Below are 18,397 nucleotides of genomic sequence, written 5' to 3'. Positions count from 1 at the left end.
CCCCACTTTCATTATCGGATAGAGCTGATCTTGGAGTACGCAGCAAGGATAAACGTTCACGACAAACCCTGCCGAAGGCCGGGACGAAGCCAGCTGGTGTTGATCAATCCTAAGCGACGTTCTATCGCAGCGGCTTGATCGCATAGTGCGGAAGTAAAAGTTGCCCTCCTCTGACGATGTTGCGATCGTCGCAGGGGTGGGGTCAATTTTTACGCGCCGGCGACGGCTACAGGTTGACGACCACTGGCGAAGCGGCTGTCGCGCCGGGGTAATCGGCGGACACATTCACATTACCGATCTCCGGCTTCGTCTATCGCTTCGAAAGCGATGAGGCCGGCGTACCCGTCGCTGCTGGTGGTTCCACCCCCCTACTTACCGTAGACGGCACGGCATGACCGGCGTGAATGAATCCTCGAAGCACGATCGCTCGTTGCTAATCTTCAGTTGCATTGTCATCTTGGTCGCGAGAGAGGTCTGCGGGCGTGGGAATGGCGAATGGTCTGTCGCGCACCTTGTACGCAGCACTTTTAAGCGGACTGCCCGGTCGTCTAGTCGCGCTACTTCAACGAAATGTTGGCACCCCCACGTTGAAGATCCCACAGGACGCTGCGGTTGGCCAACTACGAACGTCATGGCTACGCCTAGGTAAGAGGTGGACAGAAAGACCGATCTTCCATCTAGACTTTTCGGACTCGGAGTTCCACGAGGCGCCTGGCCTGGTATTTGTGATCGCAAAACTGCTAGAGCGAAAAAAGATGGGGCTTCAAACCACGATCGAATTGCCCAAGCATCCAGAGGTACTCAACTTCCTTCGCGATCTTAGATTCCCGGAGGCAATTGAGGATGCATTGGGCATGTCCATAAAGGAAATATTGACGGCAGCAAGCTTCGAGCGACTTCAACGCGCCAAACGACGGCCAGCAAGCAACTCGGCATGGGCGAATACCTCGACAATGCAAAAACTGCCCTTCAACTTCTTCCCGATCGAGACGGTGCCCGTAGCCGATCTTGGTCACATTGCAGCTGCGAACTACGCCACGCGATGGCTATCGAGCGATGTCGTGTCAGCCCTTGATCAAGATCTTCACGGCGCAGGCAAGCAGGTAGCAACTCACGTTGTCCTCGAGGCGCTGATGTACGCAGTCGAACGCCAAGATGCGAGCCTCGTCCTAACGGCAGCACACCATGGGGTCTTGCATCCAAGCGGTCGTCCCCAACTCACACTTATGTTTTGGGACGACGGCAAGAGCATCGCAAAGGACTCAGCTAAACCGCCGCCTGCGCACGGCAACGATCTTTCCACGTGGCTATCATTTACGCGGACATATGAAGTGGAAGTCCACGCCGGCAAGCGCCCCTTGCCCCGACGAGACATCAACAGCAGAGAGCTTTTCGGTCTTGAGAAGAATTCGCCGCTTCAGGTCTTGCAGTCCATCTCCCCTTTTACGGACGGCTCGGAGAGTTTGCCCGGCGGGCTCGAGGTTCTGGCCAACTCGGTACTCGATGTCTTCTCGGGCGAAATGGAGGTGGTGACAAGCAACCTGCGAGTTGTCATCAGCGCCAATCCGAAGACACAAGCATCAGAAGAGCTTTCACGAGCCCGCGCTGTGATCGAGGTAGATCCGGAGGGTTCAGTAGCCTTCTGGGGAAACCTGTTGATACTGCGGATTCCGCTGGCCCGTTAGTTGCTGGAGCCTAGCAGATGAACCCGTGGTCATTTGACGTGGTCAAGTTCCGCCTTGGTGCGGCAAGTGATCCGACCAACCAGGAACGGATGCCGTTTTACGAGGAGATAGCCCGACTAACTTCAGGCGGTCGGCCCGAGTATGTCGGCACCGGAAAACGCTACAACTCGATCTCGGCCGACACAGCGATGAAGAACCCGGCAGCCCTTTACGCCCCCCTCGACAGAGCTCTTCAGGCGGTGGCAGAAAACAGTGACGTCGCCATCTTGGATCTCTCCGAGAAGAGTGGCGCAGTCACGACACTGGCGATTTTTCGTGGCAAAATGTTCCGTCACATCAGCGCGGCAATCGCTACTGCTCTCGCCGACGAGCGTTGGAACAATGAACGCAAACTCATCGTGCTTCTTCCTGAACGGCTCTCCGAACAGGATGAAGCACGTCGGGCTCTGGCAAATCACCTCGCCAGTCGCCGTGTCATCCTTGTCGCTGACGACGGAACATCAACGGACCCCGACTTTCCTTCTGCCGGATACCGGAAGGCGCAGGAGATTGTTGCTCCGCATCCTCCGCTAGAAGAGTTTCGTCGACGCATGATAACGCGCCTTGGGTGGTTCCGATCCGAGGGAACGCACGGCAACTTTTTCCGGCACTATTTCGATGGCTCCGCGGGGGCGAACTATCTTGATGCGGTCCTTGAAGAATACCTCGGTGCCTCCACACCTCTCGAACGACCCGTGTACGTCATCGGCCACCTGTCAATTTCACCGTGGTTGCTCAAGCCCCTTCAAGGTGCATGCAATCGAGTCCGCCTACCGTTTGATATTTATGAAGATGCGCTTAAGCCGGATAACAGTCGCGCTATCAATGCCGAAGGTGGCATCGTTACGCTAGTCGTTCCCATGGTGAGAAGCGGTGGAAGTATCAGTGTGCTGGCTCAAAGCCTCGAGAAACGATTGCGACCAACGAAGCTTCAGATCCTCACGGTGCTAATCGAGCAAAGCAACGCACGGTCCGACGGGTGCCACAAGATCGAAAACGACGATGGTCGTGTGCAGGACATACACTATCTCTTGCCTGTAAGCCAGAAGGTCGTATCTGAGAGCGTGGCGGCGAGATGGCAAGCGGCGTCCGACCCGGACGAGTCGCCTCGCTCGAATCTGACCACTCAGGAGTTTTGGGATCTTGTGCGTGAGTGCGGTGTGAAACCTGAGGACGACGTACCTCCCCGCAGATCGGCATATCCTATTGTGCCTGACTTGCCAATGGCATTGGACAGATATGGACCTTGGTTGGCGGACAAGCTGTGGAGCGCCATCAGAGCACGCACTAGGACTCTTCGGCAGAACATCGTCCTTGCATCTCCGCGAGGCGAGAAAGGGTCCTCGAAGCTAGCCTCATGCCTTACCGCGTCTGTACAGGCGAATGTGGTTCAGATTCCTCGTGAAGCGATAGAGAGCGTCATCGAACACGGCGACGCCAACGCGGTGGTAGATCCTGATGCGGTCTGGTATCAGGAACTCTCCTCTGCATCGGCTGTGGTGCTCATAGATGAGTTCGTGGGGGACGGCAAGACCATGGACGCAATGGCCGCGATTGCCCAGGCAAGCGACGTCAGGATAACCGCGCAATGCTGCTTGTTGGACTTCTCGCCATCCCGCAGCTCCGGCGAGGTGGACTCCCTGTATTCGTGGCAAGCCAGCCGATCACAAATGCCGCCTCCCGCACAGCGCGCCAATTCGATTATTCCGGAGACAGTCAATGAGCCGAGTACCAAAACCGACTGACATCAGCACCCTGCTGCGGATGCTTCGGTTCGAACACGACCCGCGCCTTGCGAAACTCATGGAGGAGGACCTCCGTTGGTCTATCAAGGATATGGACTCCAAGGTGCGAGGACGCGCTTTGAGCGCACTGGCGGCTACGCACATCTACAAAGACGTTGACCCTGAGGACCGAGATGCGCAGGCGGTGTTCGCGGCCCTCGACATGTGGCTATCCGCAGACAGTGTCCGTGAGGTCGATGTCGCGATCGTGGCGGTGAAAGAGGTTGAACTCGACGCGGTAAAGTCCGCCTTTGGTGTCCCCCTTACACAGCGGGAGGACCACTACGTGAACGGTGCATACTTTTTTATGTGCGAGGCGGCACAGCCCGGCGGTCGGCCGCCTCTCAAAGTTGTCATCACGATGGCGGGCAGGTCAGGGAACGACACCATGGCCGCCTTTCTCGCGACAGTATTCACTGCATTTTCCGCTCGCCTATGTTGCCTCGTCGGTATGGCCGCTGGCGACGAAGAGCAAGTGAGCAAGGGCGACGTCCTTTTCGGGCTGGAGGTCGTGGACTTCAAACGAAAAATTATGACCGACGGCGGTGAAGAGCTCGACCCGAAGCCTTTGGCACCAAGTCAGGCGCTCATTCGGGACTTCAGCTTCTTCCGGCCGGAGCGCATGGGTTGGCACGAACTCACGCGCCAAACGATCTTCAACACCGTTGCCGAGTTCAGCGACATAGTGGTGCCTGTGGCCTTCGACCCCGCTACATACTGTCCGGGCTTTAAACGAACCCGCATCATGGCGGCGGACGAGCTCATCGAGGACGACAGCATTTCGGTTCGCGCTGCACTGGCGGGGCCAGCGCGTCGCACCAGTGGGGCTGAGATGGAAGGTTCAGGCTTTGCCGTCGGTTGTTCCGAGTGGGGCGTGCCATGGCTGGTCATGCGAGGCATAGCCGATTACGGCCGAAGGGAACAGGATAGTCGCCCGAAGGATTGGCAATTCGTAAGCACGGTCGCGGCCGCTGCATGTCTTCGCACGTGGCTCGAAAGCAGCCATTTCATGGCACCCAGATAACGATTTCGAGTGAATGGCGTTTACCGATCCACTCCATCTCGCGGCCGAAGTCGATGTGGCATTATCTGACGATCGTTTCAGCCCTGTTTTGCCACAGAGGTACGGCGAATATGCGCACGGGGTAAAGCAAGAGGTCTAAGGCGGGGTAGGGCAAGAGCCTAAGGTGGTTGCCTTAGACTGCATAATCAAGCCGACTGGCGTCGATCGAAGGACTGTAGACGTTCGGCAGGCCGTCCGATCAGAGACAAACTATGAATAGATCGGTTTGAGTTCAGCGTAGGTGTCCTGGTAGACCTTGGTGCGCGACAGAGTCTGCGTCGCATTACGTCGCCGAGTGTCATAGGTGACCGCGTCGTGCCAGGCCAGCTGCTTGGCGGCTGCTCCGAGTCCCGCCTGGACGTTGTTTGCAGCTCGGTGTCTGCGGGGATCCGCATTGGGTGCCCGCCGATTTGCCTGGTCGATGTGGATGATCAAGGTTGGTGTTCTCGTCGAGCTCCGCTATCCCATACACCGATGACCTTGATCAGTTCGGAACGATTTGTGAACCGGCCCATCGCGCCGGGATTTCGTCCCGATACCTGTTTGTCTGTGACAGTCGGCGTGCCTCGTTGCCTGCTCGGAGTACATGAATGGCCGTCTCCTGGTGAGAATGGTTGATGTGACGGCGGAAGAAGTGCTTTCGGGTCAAGAGGTTGATGTTGTCGTTTTGACGGCCTTGGCAGAGGAGAAGGCGGCCGTCTTGGCCGTGGTTGGCGTGGCCAACTGTAGGGTCATTCGCCGGGCTGGCGAGGACGTGCACGTCGCTTCCGTTGGAACGCTGCGGATGGCGGTGGCGTCGCTGCATGGTATGGGCAATGTTGGCGCGTCGGCGACGGCACGCGGGGTGATCGAGGTCTGGCGGCCGCGTTTCCTGGTGCTGGTCGGGATTGCCGCCGGCATCCGGGGGTATGCCGAGGATTTGCGGCTCGGTGATGTCCTGGTTGCCGATCAGGTGGTGGGTTTCGAACTGGCAAGAATCACCAGGGATGGGTTGCAGCGGCGGTATCAGTCCTTTCCTGCGCATTTTGACCTGCTTGCCGCCGCCCGCAGTGTCGCGGCGAGCGAGTGGACCTCGAAGATTGCCACGCCACGGCCCGACGCGTCCGTCGGGCCGGGCGTGCCCGGGGTGCACGTGGGCACCGTGTTGAGTGGAGAAAAGGTCTTCGCCGACGGCGCCACTGTGCGTGAGCTAGGTCGCGTGTGGCCGACTGCAGTCGGGGTGGAGATGGAGGGTCTGGGTGTGGCGATCGCTGCGCATAGGTCCGGCTGCAGTTTCCTCCTGGTGAAGGGGATCAGCGACTTCGCCGACGCAGACAAGAACGACGGGTGGCGGCAGTATGCCGCCGAGGCGGCTGCGCGGTTCGCCGTTGCCGTGCTGCAGCGCAGGCCGACCACGCGGGCGCATGTGTCATGGGTGCGGCCGCGGCAGCTTCCTCGCGATGCGACTGGGTTCACCGGCCGGGCAGCAGAGTTGGAGCGCTTGCTGGCGATAGCCTCGGATGCGCGACCAGGCTACTTAGCAAGCGGGACCGGTGCGACGGTGGTGATCTCGGCGATTGATGGGATGGCCGGGATCGGCAAAACTGCGTTGGCGGTGCACGCCGCTCATCAGACGGCAGGGCATTTTCCGGATGGACAGCTGTTTATCGATCTGCATGGGTTCACCGTCGGCGTCAATCCGCTGGAGCCGGCCGAAGCGTTGGATCGGCTGTTGCGGGACGTCGGTGTGTCCGGAGACCGCATCCCGGCCGGATTGGATGAGCGGGCGGCGCTGTGGCGCACCATGGTAGCGGGGAGACGGATGCTGATCGTCTTGGACAACGCCGCGACAGAGACCCAGGTACGGCCGCTGCTGCCCGGAGCGGCCGGCTGCTTGGTGTTGGCGACTAGCCGCAGGCGCCTGACCTCCCTGGAGGCCACAAGCGTCATGTCGCTGGATACCTTGCCAGATCCAGATGCTGCGCTGTTGTTTGTCAAAGTCGCCGATCGGACTGAACTGACTACTGACATGCCTGAGGTGATGGAGGTGGTGCGGTTGTGTGGGCGGATGCCGTTGGCCATTCGTATCGCCGCCGCTCGGCTACGCCATCGTCCAGCGTGGACGCCAACCGACCTTCTCGCGCGGCTGCGGATTCAAAATGAATTGCTAGCTGCCCTCGATGACGGGCAACGCAGCGTGTACGCCACCCTAGACCTGTCCTACCAGCATTTGGCCGCCGATGCACAACGCCTGTATCGATTGGCGGGGTTACTTCCCGGTACCGACATGGATCCTTATGCTGCTTCGGCGCTCATCGGCAGCACCCAGGACCAGGCGCAGCGGTTGCTGGACAAACTGGTTGACGACCACCTGCTCGCAGAGCCAAACCCTGGTCGATACCGATTTCATGACCTGCTTCGCGCTCACGCCGCCGATATAGCCACCCGTGAAGAATCCCCCGTACAGCAGCGCGCTGCGCTGAACCGGCTGCTGGACTACTACCGGCATGCGGCTGCTGTAGCCATGGACGTGGCCTACCCCTACGAGCGACAGCGCCGTCCAACAGTTCCACCCGCAAGTACCTGCATCCCGAACTGTCTCAACCAAACGTCGCCCTGATGTGGCTGGACACCGAACTTGCCAATGTGCTCGCCGCCGTACAGCATGACTGGCCCGACCATCTGGTACACCTTTCTGCCCTCATGCACCGGTATTTGACCACGCGCGGTCACTACCAAGACGCCGAGACGCTTCATCAGAAAGCCCTCAACGCCGCCGGAAACCTCGGCCACCACCCAGCCAAGGTCAATGCTCTGCTCGATCGCGGCTATGTGCACTGGAGATTCGGCGACTACCAGCGGGCCACCGATCACTACACGCAAGCGTTGCAGATCGCACGTGACCTCGATGACCGCATCTCCGTGGTAACCGCGCTGATCGGTCTCGGCCATACCGACCGGACACTAGGACGCTATGAGCAGGCTCACCATCACTACCAGCAAGCGCTGCAGATTGCCCAAGACATCGGCGACCGCAGCGGCGAACTGAACGCGCTGGACGGTCTCGGCCACGTTTACTGGCGGCTGGGCCGCTACGAACGGGCTATCACCTATCACGAGCACGCCTTACACGCTTGCATAGAGATCGGCGACAGGGGCGGCGAGCTACACGCGATTTACAGCCTTGCCGAAGCACATCGAGCACTGGGCCGCTACGAACATGCCGACGACCACTACAGACAATCTTTGCAAATTGCCCAGGACTTCGGCGACCACCCAGGCGAACTGAACGCGCTAAACGGCCTTGGCCAAACCCGCCTGGCCCAAGGTAACCACGAACAGTCTGCCAACGACCACAGCCTTGCACTCCAGATCGCCAAGGAGGGCGGCAACCGCACCGGCGAACTGATCGCCTTAAACGGTCTCGGCAAAGCTCACCTAGCCCAAGGACACCACGAGCAAGCCATGCAGTGCCATCAACAGGCACTCGACCTGGCACGACAACTGGGCGGAAACTGGCAGTTCGAGGCTCTACAGGGTCTGGGCCGTCTGTATCACGTCATCGGCCAGCCCGATGTCGCGCTGACCCACCACCAACAGGCGCTTCAGAACGCTATCGACTATAACCATCCAGTAGATCAAGCACGCGCGCATGACGGCCTCGCCCGGACCCACCAAGCAATGAGCCAGCAGCACGAGGCCCGGCGGCATTGGCAACGTGCCCTCGACATCCTCAACGGCCTCGGCATCGACTACACCGAAGACATTCAGACCAGCATCCCCAACATCCGGGCCCACCTCGCCGACCTCGACCAATGAGAGCGAGACGGTTGGGCGTCGGCATCACCTTCGTACCGCAGGATCTATACATTGTGGCCCTTAGGGAAGGTGCATCGGACGTTGGGTGCGTTTCCATTCGGGCCGGCCGCGATCTTGCTCCGCGTGCTGGGACTGAATCTAACGATGTTTTCGGCCTGACACGCTGAGCATGGGCTCGGCGAGGAGGGCGGCCGTGATGACCGGCGACACTGGTCGATGTGACATCGATGCGATCAGTTGCCCCACCCGTGCGGACGGTCGGATCTGGTCCGTAGGCTCGCCGAATAACGTGTCGCGCGTCGTCACCGTCGGTGACGACGCGACGCGCCGGGGGCGGCAGTCGTCGGGCCTGGTGCGGAACGCAGTGCTCGCTGGCGAGACGGCGGGCGGCGTTCGGATCGGTAGCTGACGCCACGTTGGGGGCTTTAGCTTACGAATTTCCGCCGCAGCGGCCCGTGTCAGGCATGGGGTATCGGCATGCCGCGTATCAAACGCCATAGTCATCATGGTGATCAATATTGATGGTGTACCTTGCTAGCGTGTTCGATCGTATTCTATGTCGATTCGTCGATCATCTGGTTCGTGGTCTGTTTCCGCCAGATCCCCCTCGCTCCAACCTTTCCCGCTGGTGGTGGTGGCCAGCACTGGCGGTCGTCGCCGGCGCGGTGGCCAGTTTGGGCCGGGTGCCTTACGGCCCAGGGGTGCTCAACAGCATTTGGGCCGAGGACGGCGCCAATTTCCTGGCCGACGCGCTGTACCGCAACGAGTTCAAGATGATTCTGCGCCCTCACAACGGCTACTTCGTGATGGCGACGAGGGCGTTGGCCATCCCGGCGAGCTGGGCGCCGATCGAGTGGGGTCCGGCGGTGCTGACCATCGAGGCGGCGCTGGTCACCGGGCTGATGGCGGTCGGGGTGTACCTGGCCAGCCATCAGCATCTGCGCCATCCGCTGGCGCGGCTGATCGCGGCTGTGCCGGTAGTGGCGGTGCCGGTAGGAGAAAACGTCGCGGCGGCCGCGTCGAACAATGTGGCCACATTGCAGTTTGCCGCCGTCTACACCGCGATGTGGATGGTGTTGTGGGTGCCCAAACGGCGGGCTTCGCAGATCGTCGCGGTGCTTGCGGTGCTCGCGGTGGCGATGAGCACCTTCCTGGCTGTCATCGTGCTGCCGTTGGCTTTGCTGCGCTTGTACGCCCGTCGTGGGCTGGCCGAGGTCACGATGGTGGCGGGCCTGCTGGTGGCGTTGGCGGGCAACCTGGTCGCGTTGGCGCTGGGTCTGACCTGGCGGCCGGGGATCGTGCCATCGAATTGGGATCCGGTGTGGGCGCTGCAGGTCACATCCGATTGGGCGTTGCCGCACTCGATGTTCGGCTACGGCATCACCGGCCAGGGCAGCCAGGCGGTGCAGCCGCCGTGGCTGGCACAGGTGTCCTGGCTGGTACTTGCCTTGTTCGTGGTGGTGGCGGCGGTCGGGCTGACCCGTCCCGCCTGGAAGATCGCCGCCCTGATGGGCCTGACCGCGATCGGGTTTGTGTGCGCCACCGCGATGCAGTACGGCGGAACCGAGCTGCGCTACGTCATCGCCCCCGAGCTGATGCTGTTCTCGGCGCTCGCCGCGCTGATGCTGCCCAAACCCGAAAGCACCCGCCGCACAGCCGTGCTGCCGTTGGTACTCACCTTCATCGGCGTCGGGCTCGTCTTCGCCTTCAGCTACCGCACCGTATCGCCGCGAGCCAACGAGCTCTCACCCTGGGACCAGGCGGTAACCCGAGCCCGGATCACCTGCCAGGACCGCACCAACCGGTCGGTCTTCATCGACCCCGGCAACGGCAGCGTCGAAGCGTTCAACGGCGAGCCATCAGGCCACCCAGGCTGGGCGGTAATCGTGCCATGCAACCGCCTTCGCTAAATGAAATCGCCGATCACGCCACCCTGGCTGGGGTCTCGCTCAACCCGCCCCCAAACAGCCAGCGAATATCAGTAGATGCCACCATCCGCGTACGATCGACCAAGCTCGGTGCACACGAGGGGTCGTACTTCTGAAGACGGGACAACGGTCGCCGCTTGCTATAGCGGCGACCGTAATCGGCGGGATTGGCCGGGGGCTAGGTGTCGGAGCAATGCTCTTGCGGCGGTTGTGGCGCGGCCAAAAAGCATGCAGGCATGCATGAGACAGGCAGCAGCCAGTCCGTTGACGTGCTCGCAACGATCCTTAGGAGTCGAACGTAGGGGCCACCGTCATTCTCGTGTCGTTATCACGATCAAAGAAATGCTCGCGTCCTAGGGTGTCCAGCACTTCAGCGTACGAAGACTCGGCAGCCTGCCAGTTGCCAGGGGAAGCGACCGACACGACGACACCCGAGCCGGCCGGCTCGACGACTTGCGGTTTCAATTGTGCTATCCGACGATCGCCGAAGAGCGTCACATAACGCTCGCCAAAGTAGTTGACAGCGAACAGGCCGGGCAGAAATCGCCCGAAGTCCCGGCCAATGGCCTCAACACTTGGGGTCTGTTGCATGACTTTGAAGTCATATTCCGATTGCCTATAAATCGCCCCCCAGGCAGGGGACGTCCTAGTGCAGGCTTCTTTGAGGAAGTCATAGGCGAACTGCTCTGCAGGTTTGCCATCGACCGTCTTGCGCAAAATCTGCAAACTAAGATCGTTGGGCAAGAGCTGCCGATCCCCTATGCGTGCCACAACATCATCATCAATGCCTACTATCATGATGAATTCGCGATTTCGGACTCTCAGCTCCACCATGCCGACATGGCCCCCTTCGAGTGATCTTGTTTGAGACTCCAACTCTTTGCCGAGGTGCCCGGGTAGCGCCAGATCAATATCTTTTCGATGGGTCGGGCTTGAGTCCCACACTGTCATTGTCGAGTGGGTAGTACTAATAAGCAGCCATTGTTCCAGCCATCGCGCCACGTCGTCGACGACGACGCCACTCGAGTGCTCCGCATCGACATCGGGACTGATTGATCTATCGTAGACGATGTCTACAAGGAGGTGGTCACTGGCCGCCATCACAGTCTGTCCAATCGCGTAATCCTGATCCAACCTCTCGCTATCGCCCTAGCAAGTCCGCCACTGTTTGGAATGATTGTGGTGGGCCTTACAACAATCTCAAGCGGGACGCCCATAGATCTCGCGCTGGCCATCATGGAGCGAAGCTGGCCACGGAATTCTAACTTAGCGACATCTTTCGACTCGAGTATTGTCCCCCGCTGTTTGATCGATTCCTCTATGCGGAAGTCAGGCTTGGTGGCCTTGCCTTTGGGATCTACTAACCTGTCCTGATTGGGTCCTGTATTCCGTGGAAGCCCGGTTTTCTGGGAGATTGTCGCCTCCTGGCTTGCACCGGATTTCGCTGTCGCCGATCCCCCCTTGGGATTAGGTGTTTTGGCCGCCGGCGGGCTTGTACGCATCTGCGGTGGCTTGACAGGCCGTGCTGGCTGCGTTGTGGGATTGACCGGCTGGGTGGCGCCTGGTGCTTTAGGATCTTCTAGCTCCCGCCCCTCCATCTCTCGGAGCCTCGCGTTCTTGAACTTGCTCGGCCCGCCTGAGGTTGATGCTCCTCCGCTCTGCATCTTTGGTGTGCGTCGCACCAGGATCCTGGGAGTGCCCGGTACCTTGCCTGCCTGTAGCCAGGATCCGTTGGGCGATCCACTTGTGCGGTCTCCGCCGTTACCCGGTCCTTGCGAGGAGTTTCCTGTACCGGGGAAGTCGTATGGCAGGTTTTCGAGTCCGCTGGGATCGCTCAGGGTGACCGGTGTGTTTGCAGCGTAGGAGTAGCCGTGCCACGACTGTGGGTCTGCAAGATTGAATATGGGGTCGATGGAGATGAAGCGGCCTAGGCTCTGGTCGTATTCACGGGCGCCGAGATGGATGAGGCCAGTGTCGTCCTTGGTGCCGGTAACGAAAGTGTTGGTGCCGACCCAGCCGGCGGGCTGAGTTCCCCGCAACTCGCCGTAGGGCATGAATCGGCGCCGTACGGAGGCCAGCGTGGTCGAGTCAACCTGGACAGTAGAGGATTGTTGATGGTTGGTGAAGATCCATTTCAGTCCCGACGCGTCGCGTACGGCGACCCCGTAGTTTCGTCGGCCGAGTGGGTTGGCGGTTCCGAGTTTTTCCAGTTCGGTGCCGTCGGGTAGGTAAAGGGTTTTCTTGGTGGGAGTGGCGGAGATGAGGCGCCTGCCGGTGGTGTCGTACACGTAGGTGGTGGTGACGCCTGCCTCGGCGAGGGTGGCGAGGTGGCCCTCTTTGTCCCAGGCGAGGGTTTGGCCGGCGCCGGTGTCGGTGGTGCGCGTCAGAGTGTTGCCCGCGGGGTCGTAGGAGAAGGTGCGGATGGGTGAAGCCAGTGGACCCGTGGAGGTGACCTGCTTGACCTGATGCGGTTTGACCGCTCCTGCGGAACCGACCTGGTAGGTCCAGCTGGAGTCACCGGCGCCGTTCTTGTCGGTCTGGGTGAGTCGGCTGCCGACTGAGTCGAACGTCCATTGCCGCCAGTAGGGATCGGTGCCCGTGCGTTGGGGAGTGGCGCAGGTGGTAGTGGTTTGGGTCCAGGCTTCGGTGAGGCGGCGCAGGTAGTCGTAGCGCAGGCATTCGGCCTGGTCGCGTACGCCGTTGGTGAGTGTGCCGGTGTTGGTGATGTTGCCGGCTGGGTCGTAGGTGTAGTCGTTGTCGTATTTGGCGGTGCCGAAGGTGCCGGGCGTGGTCGGTGATTCGGTGAACAGGCTCTGCATCTGTAGGCGGCGGGTGGCGGCGTCGTATTGGTTGGTCAGCTTGACCTGTTTGCCGGCCGCGCCGAGGCGCTGCTCAAGCACGGCGCCGTCATAGGCGTGGATGGTGTCGGCAAGGTAGGTGGCCTGTCCCGAGGTGACGGTGTCGGGCATGCCCTGGTCGGTGTACGTGGAGGTCAGGGTCTCAGCGGGTAGGCCGCCGACTGAAGGCACGGCCACGGTGTGCGGAGCACCGTTGGCCTTGTACGTGTTGGTGACGGTGTAGGTCAGGGTGGCGCCGCCGGTGCCGAAGCCTGGGATAGTTTCGGTGGTGGACAGGGGCCGGTAGCCGTCGTCGTAGGAGTCGACTGCCGTGGTGTAGGTGTCTGCCCCGTCGAATCGCGACGTGGAGGTCAGCGTGCCTTTGGCGACGGTGTCGTAGGTCCAGGAGGCCAGGATAGTGCCTGCGGCGGTGTCGGCACGGCGTTTGAGTCGGCGGCCGAGGTTGTCGTATTCGTAGAACAGTTTCTGGCCGCGGCCGTCTTCGCTTGAGGTGATCTGGTCGGCGTCGTCGTAGACCGTCTTGGACGTTCCGGAGTCCGGGTCGATGCGCTCGTATTCGCGTCCGAGGAGGTCGTATTTGTAGGTCCAGGTGTTGTTGGCGGGGTCTTTGACGGTGGTGAGCCGGTTGGCGCCGTCGTAGGTGTAGAGGGTTTTGTCGAAAGCGCCGGTGAACGGGAGGCCGGAGAATTGGCGTTTCTCGGTCAGCCGGCCGCGGGCGTCGTAGATCACCTGGGTGGGTGTGCCGCCCGCGGGTGGAACAACACCGACACGGTCACCGAGATAGTCGGTGATGGTCTCGAACTGTTTGACGTTGTTTTTCCACAGCTGCTGGTGGGTTTGCCGTTCGGCGCCGTCGTGGGAGTAGCGCTGTTGCCGTTCGATGGCGGTGTCGGCGGCGCTGTCCAGGCTGGAGGTGGGGACGGAGGCGTTGTAGTAGACGGACTCCTTGACGATCAGGCCGCGGCTGTCGTGGTGGGTGTCGGTGATGGTGCGGTTGCCGTCGGGTGCAGTGTTCTGCGTCTGTCGTGGCCGCAGCAGCCCGTCGTAGATGTCGTAGCTGCTTATCTGGTTTCCGTTGGGGCCCAACGCTTTGGCATGCACCCATGGCACGCCGGTTTTGGTCAGCGAGTAGCCGTACTCGACGTCCGGATTGGTGCCGGTGTTGCCGGGCTGGCGGACAGTTTGGAGGCGACCCAACGGGTCGTAGGTGCCGGTGGTCACCTTGCTGTTGGGGTCGGTGACGTTCAGCGGCAGGCCGCGCAGCACGTCGTAGGTCGTGGTGGTGGTGTGCCGGGCGGCGGCAGCCACCGGTGGCGGGCTGGTTTCGGTGTCTGACTGAAGTAGCCCGGCGCTGTCGTGGGTATAGGTATAGTCGGTTTGGTTGCCCAGCGGGTCTTTGTCCCACAGCGGTCGCCCCCACTGGTCGTAGCCGGATTCGGTGACGACAAATCCGGTCGGAGTGGTGCCGTTGTGGGATTTGACGGTCTCGGTGCGGGTGGGCAGCCCGCGGGTGGGCGCTACGCCGTAGGCGAGCCCGTCATAGCTGGTGCGTTCGTCGTCGAGCAGGTCGGTGGGGTAGGCCGGTGTTGCCGCGCAGCCGACGCCGACGGTTTCGGTGCGTGACAGTGCGCCGATGATCCAGCTGGTGGTGTTGTGGACGTACCACTGCCGGGTGCAGGTTTCGTCGCCGGATAGGGCGCTGTTGCCTTGGTCCTCGGCGGTGTCCAGGGTGCCATAGGTGGTATTCCAGCCGTAGGCGATGGTCCGGGTGCGCCAGGTGGGCTGCCCGAACTCGCCGGTTGACAGCAGAACACGTGAGCGCGCGCCGTCCAGGGCGACCAGATCGGCCTTGCCGTCGCCGCTGACGTCACCGATCAGGTTGGCCAGGGTGCCGATGAACGACATCGCCGACCACGCTGTCGGCGCACCGAACGCGCTGCCGGTGGACAGCATCACCGAGGAGTTGCCAATGTTCTGCGCCACCGGGTCGGCTTTACCGTCGCCGCTGACGTCACCGATCAGGTTCGCTGCCGCACCGGAGAATGCCGCTGACGACCATTGGGCGACCGGACCGAACGACGATCCGGTTGACGGCGCCACAAACGCGTTGCTGGCATTCTGGGCGACCAGGTCGGCCTTCCCGTCGCCGGTGACATCAACGATGTGATTGGCCAGGTTGCCGCTAAAACCCGCGGAGGACCACTGGCTGCCCGGCCCGAACGCTGAGCCGGTCGAGAGCATCACGTAGGCGGCGTTGCCGTTCTGCGCGACCAGATCTGCCTTGCCGTCGCCGTTGACGTCCTTGAGCAGGTTGGTCAGATTGCCGCTGAACGAGGCGGACGACCACTGCGTGCCTGGGGCGAACGACGAGCCGGTGGACAGCATCACAAAGGCGCTGTTGTAGTTTTGCGCGACCAGGTCGGCTTTGCCGTCGCCGTTGACGTCTCCGATGTGGTTTGCCAGGTTGCCACTAAAGCCCGCGGAGGACCACTGGCTGCCTGGCCCGAACGACGAGCCGGTCGAGAGCATCACGTAGGCGGCGTTGCCGTTCTGCGCGACCAGGTCCGCCTTGCCGTCGCCGTTGACGTCGGCGAGGTGGTTGGCCAGGTTGCCGCTGAACCCGACCGATGACCACTGCTTGTCGATGATCAGCCGGGTGTGCTCGGCGGCCGATTGGTCGCGGACCATGTAGGCGATCCGCTCGGGTGGGGTCTGCCAGGTCGGCAGGGTGCCGCCGGCGGTCTGCCACGCCGAGACGGTGTGGATGGTTTTGGAGATTTCGGCCGGCCCGTCGTAGACGATCTCCTCGCGCAGCCGGCCGCCCAGTGCCTGGTGGTCTACGACGCTGCCGCCCAGTGAGTCGACGACCGCGGCGGTGCGGAAGAATTCCTGCCCGGTGTTCAATCCGGTGTCGCGGTCCAGGCCGCGGTAGTACAGCTGCCGCGTGACCGACTGAGTCTGACCGGGCGCGCCGACGGTGGTGATGAGCGTCGGGTAGCCCTTCCACGACGACATGGCCTTCTTAGGCGAGGCCCACACACTGTTGGAGTACCCCCACAGCACCAGCGGCCGGTTCGACGTGGCGCCGTCCATCGTGTACTGGTAGGAGGTCACCACATCGGGTGCGTCGCTGACCAGATCATTCTCGGTGATCTTGTCGACGACGAACTTGTGCCACCACGACCAGCCTTCAACCCCGGACCGGTTCTTGACCCACTGCTGGAAACAACGCGACGGGTTGTCGTTGTAGTTGGGCCACTGCGATTCCAGCTTGCCCGACCACCATGTGCACGCCGATTCGTTGGCCGGCAGGTACGACACCTCGACCCGGCTACCGGACTCGGTGTCGATGTAGTCGATGCGATATTTTTGCGGGTCGGCCATGCTGGCGTTCGGGTCATAGTCGGCCCGGTTGCGGTCGATGCGGCCGTGGGTGGTCAACGCCGGCATGGTGATCGACGCGCCTGTGGCGTCGTAGCCGGTGCGAGTGATCGAGTCCAGCCACAAGGTGGGCACGTCTGTGCCGCCGGGAAACGACTGCCCGAACGCCCACTCGTCCACCGTCTTGTATGTCGTCGCCGACCCGGTCCACACCTTCGACGTGACTTTCGTGAGGCGTTTGGTGGTCCAGTACGACGGGGCCAGGTTGCCGTTGCATGGCGCCGCCGTGCACCGCAGGTCGAACGGGGTGTCGAACCAGTTGGCGGTGTTCGGAGCGGCCTCGGTCCCGCAGCTGGACAGGCAACGGTCGGAGTTGGTGAACTCCACCACCGCCGGGGCGGTGGCGGTGGTCTCGTTGCCCGCTCGGGTGCCGTACTCGATGCGATCCAAGGTGGCGTCGCGGTGATAGCTGTACGTCGTCTGCCCCGAGTTGTTGGAACCGGACAGGTTCGCGTGGCGGGTGTACCAGTACGACATCGAGTTGCCGTGCACGTCGAGCACATAGTCCAGCAGCCACCGGTACGGCTTGGCGCAGTGCGACGCCGTGTACGAGGAGGCGCTGAAACACGGTTCGCCGCTGTGGTTGGCGAACATCTCATGCGACAAGACCGAACCGGTCTCCCGGCCGCCAGAAGTCCAGCCCGGCAGCTGCTGGCGGCCGAAGTAGTACTGCGTCCCGTCCACCGTCGTGACCCGCCAATGCGGCGAAGGCGTTGCCGCCGGTAGATATTCGACCTTCGCCGCGTCGTCATCGGCGATGCGCCACAGGTTCGCCGTGCTCGTCGGCACCAGCTCCGAGGTCTGCCCCGACCACGACAGCTGAAAATTTTCGTGCCGGAAACACGGATCGTCCGTGGCGTTGGTCCACGTTGGACTGTGGTCGTAATCCAGCCGGCACGGCCGAAGCGTCGACTCAATAAATCCCGCCCCGTTCAGCGACCAGCCCTCCCCCAGCGGCCCGTTCTGCAGATGCTGCGCCGCGGTCTGGCCATCCACCGTGGCCGACGAATAATCCACCGATAGATCCGGCACCAGATCACCGGGCACCGGCGGCACATCCAGCGGATAGCCGTACGTGAAATTGCCGCTGGCCCCCGAATGCGACCACGTCGCCGTCTCACTCAAACCCGTCTTGCCGAACGTGCCGACACCGTCGGCCTGGCTGCCCGAGGTCAACAGCACCACCATGCCGCCACCGCCGGACAAGGCTTGCGGGTCCGCCTCCACGCCCAGCAACGCCTGCTGCTTGGCCGACATCGGCGCGGACAGATCCGCCAGCACCGTGTTCAAATCGATGTCGGCCGACACTATCCCGGCCCGGAAGTCCACCGTCGAGTCCACGTCCACACCCGCGCACGCACCGCGCTGCGCCTGCTCGCGCGTGACCGGGGTCAGCCCACACTCCGGCACCAGCCGCAACCACATCCGTGCCGCGAACGCACCACCGAACGCGTCCCGGAACCCGGAGATGTCAGCGCTGAGCCGCACCTGCGCATCCCCCACACCACCATCGGCGCGGGCCAGCCGCAACGCCACCGCCGCACCCGAACGCTGCGCCGTGTCCCGATCCAATACCTGCACCGAAACCTGAGCCGGAGCAGGCAACGTCGTCACGCCACGCCCCGAAAACCCGTCCTGCGACACCACCGGCGCCACCGACACCGGCAACCCACCCACCGACACCGGCGCACGACCAGCCGCCACCTCCACCACCGCCGACGCCGCAGTCGGCCACGACACCGCCCGAGCCGCATGCTCAGGCATTGCCGGTAACACGTCAGCCTTCGCCTCAACGTGGGCC

At 62.0% G+C, this 18,397-nt stretch carries 8 protein-coding genes; 6 read left to right on the top strand and 2 right to left on the bottom strand.

What is annotated here, in order from left to right:
• Nucleotides 1–725 precede the first annotated feature (725 nt).
• The 6 genes from Rhe02_RS18870 (at nt 726) to Rhe02_RS18845 (ending at nt 10,279) form a co-directional block, all read left to right on the top strand.
• The gene (locus tag Rhe02_RS18870) at nt 726–1,685 is read left to right on the top strand and encodes a hypothetical protein (protein ID WP_203909577.1); all 960 of its coding nucleotides are present in this window, start codon (nt 726–728) and stop codon (nt 1,683–1,685) included.
• Nucleotides 1,686–1,702: 17 nt separating this feature from the next.
• Nucleotides 1,703–3,469 carry a hypothetical protein gene (locus Rhe02_RS18865; RefSeq protein ID WP_203909576.1) on the top strand — a complete coding sequence of 589 codons (1,767 nt, stop codon included), beginning with the start codon at nt 1,703–1,705 and terminating at the stop codon, nt 3,467–3,469.
• Nucleotides 3,470–3,488: 19 nt separating this feature from the next.
• The gene (locus tag Rhe02_RS18860) at nt 3,489–4,532 is read left to right on the top strand and encodes a hypothetical protein (RefSeq protein ID WP_203909575.1); all 1,044 of its coding nucleotides are present in this window, start codon (nt 3,489–3,491) and stop codon (nt 4,530–4,532) included.
• A 649-nt stretch (nt 4,533–5,181) separates the two neighbouring features.
• Nucleotides 5,182–7,170, top strand: coding sequence for a phosphorylase family protein (locus Rhe02_RS18855; protein ID WP_203909574.1), 1,989 nt, complete (start codon nt 5,182–5,184; stop codon nt 7,168–7,170).
• Nucleotides 7,170–8,369 carry a tetratricopeptide repeat protein gene (locus Rhe02_RS18850; RefSeq protein ID WP_203909573.1) on the top strand — a complete coding sequence of 400 codons (1,200 nt, stop codon included), beginning with the start codon at nt 7,170–7,172 and terminating at the stop codon, nt 8,367–8,369. Before Rhe02_RS18855 ends, Rhe02_RS18850 begins: the two co-directional genes overlap by 1 nt.
• Before the next feature lie 539 nt (nt 8,370–8,908).
• Nucleotides 8,909–10,279, top strand: coding sequence for a hypothetical protein (locus Rhe02_RS18845; RefSeq protein ID WP_203909572.1), 1,371 nt, complete (start codon nt 8,909–8,911; stop codon nt 10,277–10,279).
• A gap of 303 nt (nt 10,280–10,582) precedes the next feature.
• Here Rhe02_RS18845 and Rhe02_RS18840 read toward each other — a convergent pair whose 3' ends face one another.
• Complete coding sequence (locus tag Rhe02_RS18840) at nt 10,583–11,248, bottom strand: hypothetical protein (protein WP_203909571.1); 666 nt, start codon at nt 11,246–11,248, stop codon at nt 10,583–10,585.
• Between the two features lie 149 nt (nt 11,249–11,397).
• Entirely contained in the window at nt 11,398–18,360 is a 6,963-nt protein-coding gene (locus tag Rhe02_RS18835; RefSeq protein WP_203909570.1) for an FG-GAP-like repeat-containing protein, read from the bottom strand.
• Nucleotides 18,361–18,397: the final 37 nt, after the last annotated feature.

The sequence above is a fragment of the Rhizocola hellebori genome, assembly GCF_016862955.1.
GTDB lineage: Bacteria > Actinomycetota > Actinomycetes > Mycobacteriales > Micromonosporaceae > Rhizocola > Rhizocola hellebori.
This window is presented reverse-complemented; position numbering and strand designations above follow the sequence as displayed.